Annotated in this window: 11 protein-coding genes; 6 read left to right on the top strand and 5 right to left on the bottom strand. The window is 71.9% G+C overall.

Features of this window, described 5'->3' with window-relative positions:
• Positions 1 to 258: 258 nt before the first annotated feature.
• A complete protein-coding gene (locus D3272_RS22380) occupies positions 259 to 1,188 on the bottom strand; it encodes a polysaccharide deacetylase family protein (protein WP_129221433.1) in 930 nt (309 codons plus the stop codon).
• A 110-nt stretch (positions 1,189 to 1,298) separates the two neighbouring features.
• Between D3272_RS22380 and D3272_RS22375 the strand changes: the two genes are divergently transcribed.
• The gene (locus D3272_RS22375) at positions 1,299 to 2,066 is read left to right on the top strand and encodes a GH25 family lysozyme (protein WP_129221432.1); all 768 of its coding nucleotides are present in this window, start codon (positions 1,299 to 1,301) and stop codon (positions 2,064 to 2,066) included.
• A gap of 70 nt (positions 2,067 to 2,136) precedes the next feature.
• On the opposite strand, the gene D3272_RS22370 is transcribed toward D3272_RS22375, so the two are convergent.
• On the bottom strand, positions 2,137 to 2,568 hold the full coding sequence (locus tag D3272_RS22370; protein WP_129221431.1) for a hypothetical protein: 432 nt from the start codon (positions 2,566 to 2,568) through the stop codon (positions 2,137 to 2,139).
• A gap of 97 nt (positions 2,569 to 2,665) precedes the next feature.
• On the opposite strand from D3272_RS22370, the gene D3272_RS22365 reads away from it, so the two are divergent.
• A complete protein-coding gene (locus tag D3272_RS22365; RefSeq protein WP_245496729.1) occupies positions 2,666 to 3,460 on the top strand; it encodes a YdcF family protein in 795 nt (264 codons plus the stop codon).
• Here D3272_RS22365 and D3272_RS22360 read toward each other — a convergent pair.
• A complete protein-coding gene (locus D3272_RS22360; RefSeq protein WP_129221429.1) occupies positions 3,415 to 4,167 on the bottom strand; it encodes a DUF599 domain-containing protein in 753 nt (250 codons plus the stop codon). The two genes, D3272_RS22365 and D3272_RS22360, sit on opposite strands and share 46 nt — an antisense overlap.
• A 165-nt stretch (positions 4,168 to 4,332) precedes the next feature.
• On the opposite strand from D3272_RS22360, the gene D3272_RS22355 reads away from it, so the two are divergent.
• A complete protein-coding gene (locus D3272_RS22355; protein ID WP_207210288.1) occupies positions 4,333 to 4,986 on the top strand; it encodes a glutathione S-transferase family protein in 654 nt (217 codons plus the stop codon).
• On the opposite strand, the gene D3272_RS22350 is transcribed toward D3272_RS22355, so the two are convergent.
• Positions 4,971 to 5,879, bottom strand: a complete 909-nt coding sequence (locus D3272_RS22350) for a LysR family transcriptional regulator (RefSeq protein ID WP_129221427.1) — start codon at positions 5,877 to 5,879, stop codon at positions 4,971 to 4,973. The two genes, D3272_RS22355 and D3272_RS22350, sit on opposite strands and share 16 nt — an antisense overlap.
• Before the next feature lie 279 nt (positions 5,880 to 6,158).
• Between D3272_RS22350 and D3272_RS22345 the strand changes: the two genes are divergently transcribed.
• Genes D3272_RS22345 through D3272_RS22335 form a run of 3 tightly spaced genes read left to right on the top strand, consistent with a single transcriptional unit; the run spans position 6,159 to position 11,253 of the window.
• On the top strand, positions 6,159 to 6,785 hold the full coding sequence (locus D3272_RS22345) for a TetR/AcrR family transcriptional regulator (protein ID WP_129221426.1): 627 nt from the start codon (positions 6,159 to 6,161) through the stop codon (positions 6,783 to 6,785).
• Entirely contained in the window at positions 6,782 to 8,104 is a 1,323-nt protein-coding gene (locus tag D3272_RS22340) for an efflux RND transporter periplasmic adaptor subunit (protein ID WP_129221425.1), read from the top strand. Before D3272_RS22345 ends, D3272_RS22340 begins: the two co-directional genes overlap by 4 nt.
• Complete coding sequence (locus tag D3272_RS22335) at positions 8,101 to 11,253, top strand: efflux RND transporter permease subunit (protein ID WP_129221424.1); 3,153 nt, start codon at positions 8,101 to 8,103, stop codon at positions 11,251 to 11,253. The genes D3272_RS22340 and D3272_RS22335 overlap by 4 nt, the downstream gene beginning before the upstream one ends.
• Positions 11,254 to 11,355: 102 nt before the next feature.
• On the opposite strand, the gene D3272_RS22330 is transcribed toward D3272_RS22335, so the two are convergent.
• Entirely contained in the window at positions 11,356 to 12,180 is an 825-nt protein-coding gene (locus D3272_RS22330) for a L,D-transpeptidase (protein ID WP_245496728.1), read from the bottom strand.
• Positions 12,181 to 12,306 lie beyond the last annotated feature (126 nt).

Genomic DNA, 12,306 nt, shown 5'->3' with positions numbered 1-12,306 from the left:
GCGGGGTGGAGCAGCCCGGTAGCTCGTCAGGCTCATAACCTGAAGGCCGCAGGTTCAAATCCTGCCCCCGCAACCACATCACCGAACCGACCCATCAGCCCCGCGCCCGACAGCGCGGGGCCGAAGGCGTTCGGGACAGGGCCGGGTAGGCGGGCGCCTGTGCCGGCATTCGCTGTCGGGCCGCCGCCGTCGCCAGGCCCGGGCGGGACAGCGGCAGGCAGGGGACGCGACGACGATGCCGGGCCCCCCAGCGCCGGCTCAGTCCTGGCTGGGCCTCGAGGACGGCCCCGCGGCGGCGGGGAGCTTGGCGGCGAGGCCGGCAGCCCGGGGCTTCGGCCACAGATGCACCAGCGTGCGCTCCGTCTCGGACTCCCAACCTGCCGGGGCGGGACGGGTCGGCGCCGCGGTGCCGCCCGGGACCATGTGTACCACATGGAAGCCCTCGGCCTTCAGCGCCGCCAGGAAGCGAGGCAGCATGTCGGCCGTCTGCCGCTTGATGTCGTGCAGCAGGATGATGCCGCGCCCCGCGGCGCGCAGCCGCCCCATGAGCCGGTCGAACTCCGCCTCGGGCGTCATCGGGATCCAGTCGGAGGCCCACAGGTCGGCCCCGAAGGTCGCGATGCCGTGGGCGTGCAGATAGGCGGTCGTGGCCGGCGAATAGCCGAAGCCCGGGAAGCGGAAAAAGGGCACGTGCGGCGCGCCCGTCCAGGGGCCGTAGCCGGCCGCCTTGTCGTCGGCCTCCATGCCCCTCTCGATATCCCGCACCGCCGCCCCGTCCTCGACGTAGTGCAGGGTGACGGCCGGGTGGTCGTAGGTATGGTGCCCCACGCTGTGCCCCTCGGCCACCTCGCGCTTGACCAGGGCCGGATGGGCCTCGGCGTTGCGGCCGATGAGGAAGAAGGTGGCGGACACGCATTGCGCCTTCAGGGCGTCGAGCACGGCCGGCGTGGTCGGCGCCCAGGGCCCGTCGTCGAAGGTCAGGACGACCTCGTGGTCGGCGAGATCCAGCGTCTGCGGATAGGTCTTGAGCCCGAGTTCCGGCGTGCCGCCGACCGCGACGACGCGGGAGGTGCCGAGTGCGTCCGGATTGTGACAGCTTTGGGCCGCAGGCGTGGTGGCGGCCGGAGCGCCCGAGGCCAGGCCCAGCAGCGTCGCGGCCGCGAGGAGCGTTCGTGAAGGAGAAACCATGATGCGGGTTTGGGGGCCCCCCGTGGCAATCTCATGACACGGGGGGCCGCCCTTGCCGCCCCGTTAAGCAGCCGTTACGGGATCGCTTCTAATCCTCGGAACGTCAGCCCATGCGAGTTGCGGTCCCGTTCATGACGTTCAAGCGAGTTCTCGGCATTCTGGCTGCGGCCCTGTCCCTGGCGGGCTGCGCGGGGACGCCCCCTCCCACGACGAGCTTCGGCGGCCCCTTGCCCGACGCCTTCGCCATCCACGGCATCGACGTTTCGAAATACCAGGGCAACATCGACTGGTCGGCGGTCCGCGACTCCGGCGTCCAGTTCGCCTGGATCAAGTCCACCGAGGGCGGCGACCGCGTCGACGACAAGTTCCGGCAGAACTGGGAGAACGCCAGGGCGGCCGGCGTGCCGCGCGGCGCCTACCACTTCGTCTACTGGTGCCGCTCGCCCCTGGAGCAGATGCGCTGGTTCGAGCAGAACGTCCCCAACGAGCCCGGCATGCTGCCGCCCGTCCTCGACGTCGAGCTCACCCCGACCTCGCCCACCTGCAAGCGCACGCTCTACCGCGAGCAGACGGTGCGCGAGATGCGGATCATGCTGGAGGAGATGGAGCGCTTCTACGGCCGCAAGCCCGTCATCTACGCGACGGTCGACTTCTACGCCGGCATCCTGGCGGGCGGCGCGTTGAACGATTTCCCAATCTGGGTCCGATCGACCAAGTACCACCCCAGCGTCCGCTATCCCGGCCGCCGGTGGCACTTCTGGCAGTACCAGTCGGATGCGCATGTGGCGGGCATCCGCGGCCGGGTCGACCGCAATGCCTTCTTCGGCTCGCCCGGCCAGTTCGCCGACTTCCTGCAGGGGACCGACCTGCCACTCTGAGGGCGCACCCCGGCGCCGCCCGATGTGGCGACTGCCGAAGCTCAACAGGCCTTCCTTCACAGGCTCTTCTTCAGAGGTTTTTGGCGTTGCCCTGCCGGATCTCGAAGGGGTAGCGGCTGCCGGCGGCATCGGTGAAGGCGCCGGTGGTGCCTGTCACCGAGACGGTGCGGCACTCCTCGTCGTCCTCGCCGTCGACGCGGGTGCACAGGGTCGGGTCGCGCCAGTGCCAGGTGCCGCCCGCCTTGCCGTCGCCGTCCACGATGGCGAGCGTGCCGTCCGGCACGAAGACCTCGTCGTAGGGGCCGTCGGGCGTGGTGCCCGACACGGTGTTGCCGACGAGGCGCGCCCAGGCGGCAGCCCCGGTCAGTGCCGGTGGGGCGTCGTCGGCGCGAACGGGCGCCGACAGCGACAGGACGGCCGCCGCCGCCAGCAGGGCCCGGCGCGCCCGCGGCGGCACGGGGATCGTGGCCCGGCGCGTCCCGGCAGGGTAGTGTGTCGGCATGGTCTCGTCGTCCTGGGCCGCGGGGGGCTGCCCGGCCATCATCGCCCGGGACGGCGCCCGGGGCCAGCATCCCGTCCGAGAAAGGCATGGCCCGAGCGTGTTCTTCGTCCTGTCCAAGGTCCTGTGGGTCGCGGCCGCCCCCACCAACGTGATGGTCGGGCTCGCATGCGTCGGCGCCGCCGCGGCGCTGGCGGGACGCCGCTGGGGGCGCCGGCTGTGCTTCGCAGCGGTCGCGGCGCTGCTGCTCTGCGGCGCCCTGCCGGTCGGCCGCCTGCTGCTGCGGGTGCTCGAGGACCGTTTCCCGCAGGCGGCGCTCGACGGCACGGCCCCGCCCGCCGGCATCGTGGTGCTGGGCGGCGCCATCGACCAGGTGATCGGCGCCGCTCGGAGCCAGGTCACCCTGGGGCAGGCCGCCGCCCGTCTGACCGAGGGGGCGGCGCTCGCCCGGCGCTTCCCGCAAGCCGAACTGGTCTATACGGGCGGCTCGAACGCGCTCGTGCGGCAGATCGGCGGCGAGGCCGAGGATGCCCGGCGCCTGTGGATCGACCTCGGCGTCGATCCGGCCCGCATCCGCATCGAGGACCAGTCCCGCAACACGGAGGAGAACGCGCGCATGACCCGTGCGCTCGTCGGGCCCGTCGCCGGGCAGCGCTGGCTGCTGGTGACCTCCGCCTACCACATGCCACGGTCGGTCGGCCTGTTCCGGGCGGCGGGATTCGACGTCGTGCCGGTCCCGGTCGATTACCGCAGCACGGGCGGTTGGCGCGACCTGCTGCCGTCCTCGGACCTCGCCGCCGGCCTCGTGACGCTCGACGGCGCGACCCGCGAATGGATCGGCCTCGTGGCCTACCGGCTGTCGGGCAGGATCTCGACTCTGTTCCCGTCGCCCTGAGCCTCGGGCAGGAGGTCGTCGAGCGGCAGTTCGAGCGACACGGCCCGCAGGGCATCGGACGCGAACTGGCGGACCAGGATCGCCACCACCACCACGACCGTGGTGCCGATCAGCACCACCGGCCCGATGAACCAGCCGAGATAGGCGAGGGCGAAGAAGAAGGCACGCTGGCCGCGGTTGAAGTGCCGCCCCGCCACGATGTTCATCTCGGCGGCCCGCAGCGCCGTCAGCCGGCGCTGCTCCGGGCGCCCCGACTTGGCGGCGGGCGTGGCGCCGATCAGGATCGAGGCGTAGTTGAAGAGGCGGTACGACCAGGCGAACTTGAAGAAGGCGTAGCCGAAGATCGCCGTCAGTCCCACCACCTTCAAGTCCCACACCGTGCGGCTCGCCACCGTGCCGAGCGGGAAGTCCGACAGGATCCGCAGGGCGTCGTCGGCGCCGCGCAGCAGCGTCAGCGAGCCGCCGAGCGCCAGCAGCGAGGTCGAGGCGAAGAACGACGTCCCGCTCTGCAGCGTCGACATGATCGAGGAATCGACGATGCGGGCGTCTCGCGCCTGCATCTCCAGCATCCAGCGCAGCCGGTACTCGTTCATGCGGTTGTTCAGCGCGTGGCGGCCGAAACGCGAGCGCTCGACCAGCCCGTGGTAGGCGATCCAGCCGAACAGGAAGATCGCCAGCGCGGCGATGTCGAGGGGGGACAGCAGCATGGCGCCTTCTTCCGCGTCGGGGTGGCGGCCTTATAGGCGGGGCGCCGCCCCGGCGCCATCCGCCGGCCATCGCTTCCGCCGATGGCCGGCATCAAGAATCGTCACTTGTGCCGCATGCCCCGCCGCCGCCCAATGCGGTCCCGATCCCGCCCGGAGATTCGCCCCGTGACGCTGCACCTCTACATCGGCAACAAGGCCTATTCGTCTTGGTCGCTGCGCCCCTGGCTGCTGCTGACCGCGTTCGGCATCCCCTTCGACGAGACCGTGATCCCCATGTACCGGGCCGAAACCCGGGACGCCATGCTGGCGGTCAGCCCCAACGGCAAGGTGCCGGCGCTGCATGCGGGCGACCTCGTGGTGAGCGAATCCATCGCCATCGTGGAATTCCTCGCCGAGTCCTTCCCCGACCTTCCCATCTGGCCGCGGGACCGGGCCGCCCGGGCGCTGGCCCGCGCCGTCAGCGCCGAAATGCATGCCGGATTCCTCCGCCTGCGCCAGGCCTGCCCGACGAACTTCCGCCGCCCCCGCCGAGCCATGCCCATCCCGGCCGAGGTTCGCGCCGACGTCGACCGCATCGAGGCCCTCTGGGCCGATGCCCGGGCGCGCTTCGGGCAGGACGGGCCCTTCCTGTTCGGCGCCTTCTGCGCCGCCGACGCCATGTATGCCCCGGTGGTCAACCGGCTCGATACCTATGCGGTGCCGGTCCGGCCCGAAACGCGGGCCTATATGGAGGCCGTGATGGCGCTCCCCGCCTGGCGGGCGTGGATCGCCGGCGGCGCGGCCGAGCCCTGGCACAACGACGCCTATGACGCGATGTGACGCGTCTCGGTTTTCAGGTGGTCGAGGAAGGCCCGCAGGGCCGGCGGCATGTGGCGGTTGCCCGGATAGTACAGGAACGGCCCCGAGAAGCTCGGCCACCAGTCCTCGAGGAGCGGGACCAGCCGCCCGTCGGCGAAGGCGTCCGACAGGAAGCCCTCGAAGAGCGAGATGACGCCCACGCCCTGTAGCGCCGCCTCGACTTCGAGGTCGACCGCGGTCGCGACGAGCGGCCCCGACACGGCGACCCGCAGCGTTTCGGCCCCGCGCTCGAACTCCCAGGACGGCATCGCCCCGCTGGCGAAGCGGTGGCGGATGCACTCGTGCTGCAGCAGGTCGCGCGGGTGCCCGGGCCGGCCGCGCCGCGCCACATAGGCGGGCGAAGCCGCGGTGGCGAAACGCTGGATGCGCGGGCCGATCGGCACCGCCACCATGTCGCGTTCGACCCGCTCCTCGTAGCGGATGCCGGCATCGAACCCCGCCGCCAGCACGTCGATGAACGTGTCCTCCACCGTGACCTCGACCCGGATGCCCGGGTGGCGCAGCAGGAAGGCCGCCAGGATGGGCGGCAGGACGATCCGCGACACCGCCGTGGGGACGTTGAGCCGGAGGGTGCCGGACGCGGTGTGCTTGTAGCTTTCGACGACGTCGAGGGCGGACGAGACCGCGTCGAGCGCCGGCCCGAGCCGCGCAAGCAGGCGCTCGCCCGCCTCCGTCGGCGTCACGCTGCGGGTCGTGCGGTTGAGCAGGCGGACGCCCACCCGCGCCTCGAGGCGGCGCAGCGCTTCGCTGAGCGATGACGCCGACACGCCGCCGAGCGCCGCCGCGCCCCGGAAGGAGCGGGCCCGCGCCACGGCGGCGAAGGCCTGGAGATCGCCGAGGTCGGGGTCGCTCATCCTGCGCGGATCCGGACGGGTCGGTCGGGGCGCCGACGACGAGCCTGCGGCATGCCATCGCCAGACGGGCCGCCTCTTCGCGAGGTGTGCCATGCCGCTGCCGACGAATGCCAGCCCTGAATCGCCCACGGCGGCCGGCGTGCACGGGCTTCCGCGCCGAACCTTCGCCAATGCCCTGCGACGACGCGGCGCTCGTCCGGTGCCGCCGGGCCTTGATCCCGGCACGATCTGCCGTTATGCCAGAATGAACGTTCATTCCCAGTACGACGAGGCCGATCCATGTCCATCGCGGCTCTGTCCGTCGAACCCGAAGACGCCCGCCGCACGCGGATCCTGGAAGCGGCGGAACGGGCCTTCGCCCGCCACGGCTTCCACGCGGCGTCGATGCAGATCGTGGCGGCGGAGGCGCGCATGAGCGCCGGCAACCTGTACCGGTACTTCAGCTCGAAGGAGGCTCTGGTGTCGGGCCTGGCCGAGCGCGACCAGGCGGCGCTGGCGGAGGATTTCGGCCAGCTCGAGGCCGCCGACGACATGCTGGGCGCCATGGCGGCCCTGCTGCGCAAGCATCTCGTCGCGGCGCCGATCGGGGGGTGCCACCTGGCGCTGGAGATCTGGGCCGAGGCCGGCCGCAACCCCGCGGTTGCGGAGGTCTGCCGCGCGATCGAGCGCGTCGCCAGGACGCGTCTCGCCGCCATCGTGGCGGCTCCGGCCGCGGCCGCGGGCCTCACGCCCGATTTCGCCGTCCGCGTCATGCTGACGGTGACGGCCGGCCTGTTCAAGCGCCGGGCGACCGAGCCGGACTTCGACGGCGAGGCCGAGATCGCGCTGGCGCTTGCCGTCTACCGCGCCCTCTTCGCGGGCGCCATCAAGCCGGAGCCCCGCGCCACCGGGGGGTCGCCGTCGTGAGGGCGCTGCGCCGCCTCTTCGCCTCGGTGCTGCTGATCGGGGCGGCCCTCGTCGCGCTCGGCGCCCTGGTGCCCTCCACCCGGCCCGGGCTGCGGGCCGGCCTCGACCGGGCGGGCCTCGGCTCGACGGCTGAGCGCTGGCTCGGCCCCGTGGCGCTGGCGGACCGGCCGACCGACCATGCCGGGGCACCGGGGGAGGCGCCGCGTGCCGCGAGCCCGCTGCCGCCGGCCGTGACGGCGGTGCGGGCCGGCACGCGGCTGTTCCGCGACCGGCTCTACGTTTCCGGCACGCTGGTGGCGCGCGAGGAAGCCATGGTGGGACCGCAGATCGACGGGCTGCGCATCACCGAACTCCTGGCCGACGACGGCGACCGTGTCGCCAAGGGCCAGGTCCTGGCGCGGCTCGACCGCACGCAGCTTGATGCCCTGGCGGCCGAAAGCGACGCCGCCCTGGCGCGCGCCGATGCCGCCGTGGCCCAGGCGCAGAACGCCATCGCGCAGTTCGACGCCACCAATGCCCAGGCGCAGGCCGACTATTCCCGCGCCACCCGGCTCGAAACCGGCGTGATCTCGCAATCGGCGCTCGACAGCCGCGCCTCGGCCGCGCGGGCCGGTGCCGCCCAGCTCGCCGGCGCCCGTTCAGCCCTGGCCGTGGCCGAGGCCGACAGGCGCTCCCAGCAGGCCCAGCGGCGCGAGCTCGACGTCCGCATCGCCCGCACCGAGGTGCGGGCCCCGGTGGCCGGGGTCGTCAGCCGCCGCACGGCGCGGCTGGGTGCGCTCGCCATGAACGGCGGCGACGCCCTGTTCCGGCTGACCCAGGACGGCGCCATCGATCTCGATGCCGAGGCGCCCGAGGATGCCCTGACGCGGGTGCGGCTCGGCATGTCGGCCGGCGTGACGGTGTCGGGCACGCCCGCGCCGGTCGAAGGCCGGGTGCGGCTCATCTCGAGCGAGATCGACAAGACGAGCCGCCTCGGCCACGTCAGGATCGCGCTGGCCGGCGACGCGGCGGCCCGGATCGGCGCCTTCGCTACCGCGGTGGTCGACGTCGGCCAGCGCGACGGCGTCGCCGTCCCGGCCACGGCCCTGGCGGGCCAGGACGGGGACTGGTCGGTCGAGGTCGTGGGCGAGGGCGACCGCGTCGAGCGGCGCAGCGTCCAGCGCGGGCTGGCCGACGGCACCGAGGTCGAGATCCGCCAGGGCCTGCGCCCCGGCGAAACCGTGTTGGCGCGGGCCGCAGCCTTCCTGCGGGCCGGTGACGTGGTACGGCCCATGGGCCCGTCCGACGGGACCATGCCCGCCAAGGAGGCCAGCCGATGAGCTTGCCGATCTCCGCCTGGTCGATCCGGCGGCCCATGCCGGCCCTCGTGGCCTTCGCCGTGCTGGTGATCCTCGGCCTCGTGGCGTTCCGGTCGCTGCCGGTGACGCGCCTGCCCAACATCGACATCCCCATCGTGCAGGTCGCCATCACCCAGTCGGGCGCGGCGCCTTCGGAGCTCGAAAGCCAGGTCACCAAGAAGGTCGAGGATGCCGTCGCGGGCGTGCCCGGCATCTGGCACATCATCTCGGCCGTGTCGGACGGCGCCTCCACCACCACGATCCAGTTCGACATCGGCACCAACGTCGACCGCGCGCTGAACGACGTGAAGGATCAGATCTCCAAGATCCGGGTCGAGCTGCCGCGCACCATCGACGAGCCCATCGTCAAGCGCTTCGACGTCGAGGGCCTGCCCATCGTCACCTACGCGGTCTCGGCCCACGACCGCTCGACCGAGCAGATCTCCTGGTTCGTCGACGACACCGTGGCGCGCGAGTTGCAGACCATCCGGGGCGTCGGCCAGGTGGCGCGTTCGGGCGGCGTCGACCGCGAGATCCGGGTGGCGCTCGACCCGCGCAAGCTTTTGGCGCTCGGCGTCACCGCCGCCAGCGTGTCGGCCCAGCTGCGGGCCACCAACGTCGACCTCGCGGGCGGCCGCGGCGAGATCGCCGGCCAGGAGCAGGCCATCCGGACCCTCGCCGGCACCCGCTCGGTGGCGGACCTCGCGGCCCTGCCCATCGTGCTGGGCGGCGGCCGCAAGGCCCGGCTCGACGAGCTCGGCACCGTGGCGGACGCGTCCGCCGAGCCACGCACGTTCGCCTCGCTCGACGGCCGGCCCGTGGTCGCCTTCGGGGTGACGCGCGCCAAGGGCGCCAGCGATGCCGAGGTCGCCCAGAAGGTCGCCGACAAGGTGGCGGCGCTGGTGAAGGCCCATCCCGCCTATGCCATCACGCGCGTCGACAACCAAGTCGACTACACGATCGGCAACTACCATTCCGCCATGGAAACCCTGGTCGAGGGCGCCATCCTCGCCATCGTGGTGGTGTTCCTGTTCCTGCGCGACATCCGGGCCACCGTCGTGTCGGGCATCGCGCTGCCGCTGTCCGCCATCCCGACCTTCTGGATCATGGGGATGCTGGGCTTCTCGCTGAACGCCGTCAGCCTGCTCGCCATCACGCTCGTCACCGGCATCCTGGTCGACGACGCCATCGTCGAGATCGAGAACATCGTCCGCCACATGCGGATGGGGAAATCCGCCTACCGGGCCTCGCTCGAGGCCGCCGACGAGATCGGCCTCGCCGTGATCGCCATCTCGATGACCATCGTGGCGGTCTTCGCGCCCGTGTCCTTCATGGGCGGCATCCCGGGCCAGTATTTCCGCCAATTCGGCCTCACGGTGGCGATCGCGGTCTTCTTCTCGCTGATCGTCGCCCGCCTGGTCACGCCGGTCATCGCCGCCTACTTCCTGCGCCCGCATGCCGCGGCTCCGTCCGGCGATGGCCCGGTCATCCAGGCCTATTCCGAGCTCGTGCGCTGGTCGGTGAACCACCGCTGGGTGACGGTGGCGGCCGGCCTGGGGCTCTTCGTGCTGTCGCTGTGGTCCACCACGCTGCTGCCCTCGGGCCTGCTCCCGGCCGAGGACACCGGGCGCTCGCTGCTCGCCGTCGAGCTCCCGCCGGGCTCGCGGCTCGACGACACCGAAGCGGTGACGCGGCGCATCACCGACACGCTGCGGACCATTCCGGAGATCAGGTCGGTGCTGGTCTACGGCGGGCAGGTGCTGGGCGACTCGGCCGAGGTCCGCAAGGCGACCCTCGTCATCAACCTCGCGCACAAGAGCCAGCGCTCCGTCACCCAGAAGCAGATCCAGTCCGAGATCAGCCGCGACATGGAGGCGGTGCCGGACATCCGCTTCTGGTTCCTGAAGGACAATGGCCAGCGCGACCTGCAGCTGACCCTGGCGGGCACCGACACCAAGCTGATCGACGACACGGCCGACCAGCTCGCCAGCGAGATGCGCACCCTGCCGGTACTGGTGAACCCGCGCTCGACCGCCGACCTCGACAGGCCGGAGCTGGAGATCGTCCCCAAGGCGGGTCTGGCGGCCGATCTCGGCCTGTCGACCGAGGCGCTGTCCGAGACCATTCGGGTGGCGACGCTCGGCGACATCGACGCCAACCTCGCCAAGTTCAACGCCGGCGACAGGCTGGTGCCGATCCGGGTCGAACTCGAGCAGGGCGCGCGCTCCAAGCTCGACGTGCTGAAGGCCCTGCGGGTCCCGACCGCCGGCGGCAGCGTGCCGCTGTCCTCCGTCGCCGAGTTCAAGGTCGGGCAGGGGCCGACGGCGATCAGCCGCTACGACCGGTCGCGCCGCGTCACCGTCGAGGCCGACCTCGCCGGAGACCATCCGCTCGGCGAAGGGCTCGCCGCCGTCATGGCGCTGCCGACCGCCAAGGCCCTGCCCAAGGGCGTGGCGTTCCGCCAGTCGGGCGATGCCGAGATCATGGCGGAGGTGTTCTCCGGCTTCGCCCTGGCGATCGGGGCCGGTCTGATGATGGTCTACGGGGTGCTGATCCTGCTCTTCGGCAGCTTCACCCAGCCCATCACCATCCTGTTCTCGCTGCCGCTGTCGATCGGCGGCGCCATCCTGGCGCTGCTGATCACGGGACGCCCGATCTCCATGCCGGTCGTCATCGGCATCCTGATGCTGATGGGCATCGTGACCAAGAACGCCATCATGCTGGTGGATTTCGCCGTGGAGGAGATCCGGCGCGGCGCGGCGCGGCGCGACGCGCTGGTCGAAGCGGGCCGCAAGCGCGCCCGGCCCATCGTGATGACGACCATCGCCATGGTGGCGGGCATGCTGCCCTCGGCCTTCGCCTTCGGCGACGGCGGCGAGTTCCGCTCCCCCATGGCCATCGCGGTGATCGGCGGCCTCATCGTGTCCACGGTGCTGTCGCTGGTCTTCGTGCCGGCGGTGTTCACAGTCCTCGACGACGCCGGGTGGTTGCTGCAGCGGCTGTTCGGACGCTTCGTGGGCGCCAAGGACGAGCCGAGCCCGGTCGACGAGCCCGGCCCCGTCGGCCACCGCGGCGCGGACGAGGCCGGAGCCCGCCCCTTCGCGGCGGACTATCCCCAGGCGGCCGAATGACGACAGACGCCCCGGCCGAGGGTTTCCCGGCCGGGGCGTCGCTGCATCACGGTGGGGCGACCCGAGGGGATCGGGCCGCTCGCGTCGCTCATCGAGCGCCGATCAATAGTCCTGGTCGCCCGGCTGATAGCCGCCGCCATCGACGGGCTGCCCCGCATCCGGCACGCCCGCATCCTGGGCGTCGACGGGTTCGGGCCGGGCGATGCGGCGGGTGCGCTGGCGCGTCGTCGAGGCGCGGCGCTCTTCGGCCACCTGCTGGTTCGTCGGTTGGGCGTTGCCCAGCACGATGACCTTGGTGCCGACATCCACCCGCGAATACAGGTCCAGCACGTCCTGGTTCATCATGCGGATGCAGCCCGACGACACGCTGCTGCCGATCGTGTAGGGCTCCACCGTGCCGTGGATGCGGAACAGCGTGTCCTTGCCGTCCCGGTACAGGTACATGGCCCGGGCGCCGAGCGGGTTGCCGGGGCCGCCGTGCATGCCCATGCCGCTCTGCAGCTTGGACATGGCGCTCATGATCTCGGGCTGACGCGCGAACATCTCCTTGGGCGGATACCAGTCCGGCCATTCGCGCTTGGCGCCGATCTGGGCGTCGCCGGACCACAGGAACCCTTCGCGCCCGACGCCGACGCCGTAGCGGATGGCCTGGCCGTTGTCGATGACGAGGTAGAGGAAGTGCTTCGCCGGATCGATGACGATCGTGCCGGGCGGCTGGTCGGTCGGGTAGTCGACGAGGGTGCGAAGGAAGCGCGGGTTGACCCGGCCGACGTCGATGCCCTTGACGGGATAGGGCTCGGTCTTGACCGGACCGTAGATCTCATCGGCGTCGACTTCCTGGGCGAGGGCGGTCCCGAGCGGGAGCGCGGCGACGCTCGCCAGCGCGACGCCCCCCAGGAGCAAGGACCGGCGACTGTGTTTGAGCATCGACATCATCTCCAAGCGCACGGCGGGGCCGGCCACCGACCGTAGCCCGTTTGAGCACGACTTAAGTTTCACAACGCAATGGCTCGGGTCAAGGTTGCTGGTGCGCCGGCCGAAAATGTCGGTCGG

Origin of the sequence: Lichenibacterium ramalinae, assembly GCF_004137085.1 — a bacterium.
GTDB classification, from domain to species: Bacteria; Pseudomonadota; Alphaproteobacteria; order Rhizobiales; family Beijerinckiaceae; genus Lichenihabitans; species Lichenihabitans ramalinae.
Note: the sequence above shows the minus strand (reverse complement) of the source record. Positions and strands in the feature narration are given on the sequence as shown.

What these genes read in the sequence shown, in the direction of transcription:
- D3272_RS22380 (WP_129221433.1), bottom strand. Translation starts at nt 1,188, where the DNA reads ATGGTTTCTCCTTCACGAACGCTCCTCGCGGCCGCGACGCTGCTGGGC.
- D3272_RS22375 (WP_129221432.1), top strand. Translation starts at nt 1,299, where the DNA reads ATGCGAGTTGCGGTCCCGTTCATGACGTTCAAGCGAGTTCTCGGCATT.
- D3272_RS22370 (WP_129221431.1), bottom strand. Translation starts at nt 2,568, where the DNA reads ATGCCGACACACTACCCTGCCGGGACGCGCCGGGCCACGATCCCCGTG.
- D3272_RS22360 (WP_129221429.1), bottom strand. Translation starts at nt 4,167, where the DNA reads ATGCTGCTGTCCCCCCTCGACATCGCCGCGCTGGCGATCTTCCTGTTC.
- D3272_RS22350 (WP_129221427.1), bottom strand. Translation starts at nt 5,879, where the DNA reads ATGAGCGACCCCGACCTCGGCGATCTCCAGGCCTTCGCCGCCGTGGCG.
- D3272_RS22345 (WP_129221426.1), top strand. Translation starts at nt 6,159, where the DNA reads ATGTCCATCGCGGCTCTGTCCGTCGAACCCGAAGACGCCCGCCGCACG.
- D3272_RS22335 (WP_129221424.1), top strand. Translation starts at nt 8,101, where the DNA reads ATGAGCTTGCCGATCTCCGCCTGGTCGATCCGGCGGCCCATGCCGGCC.
- D3272_RS22330 (WP_245496728.1), bottom strand. Translation starts at nt 12,180, where the DNA reads ATGCTCAAACACAGTCGCCGGTCCTTGCTCCTGGGGGGCGTCGCGCTG.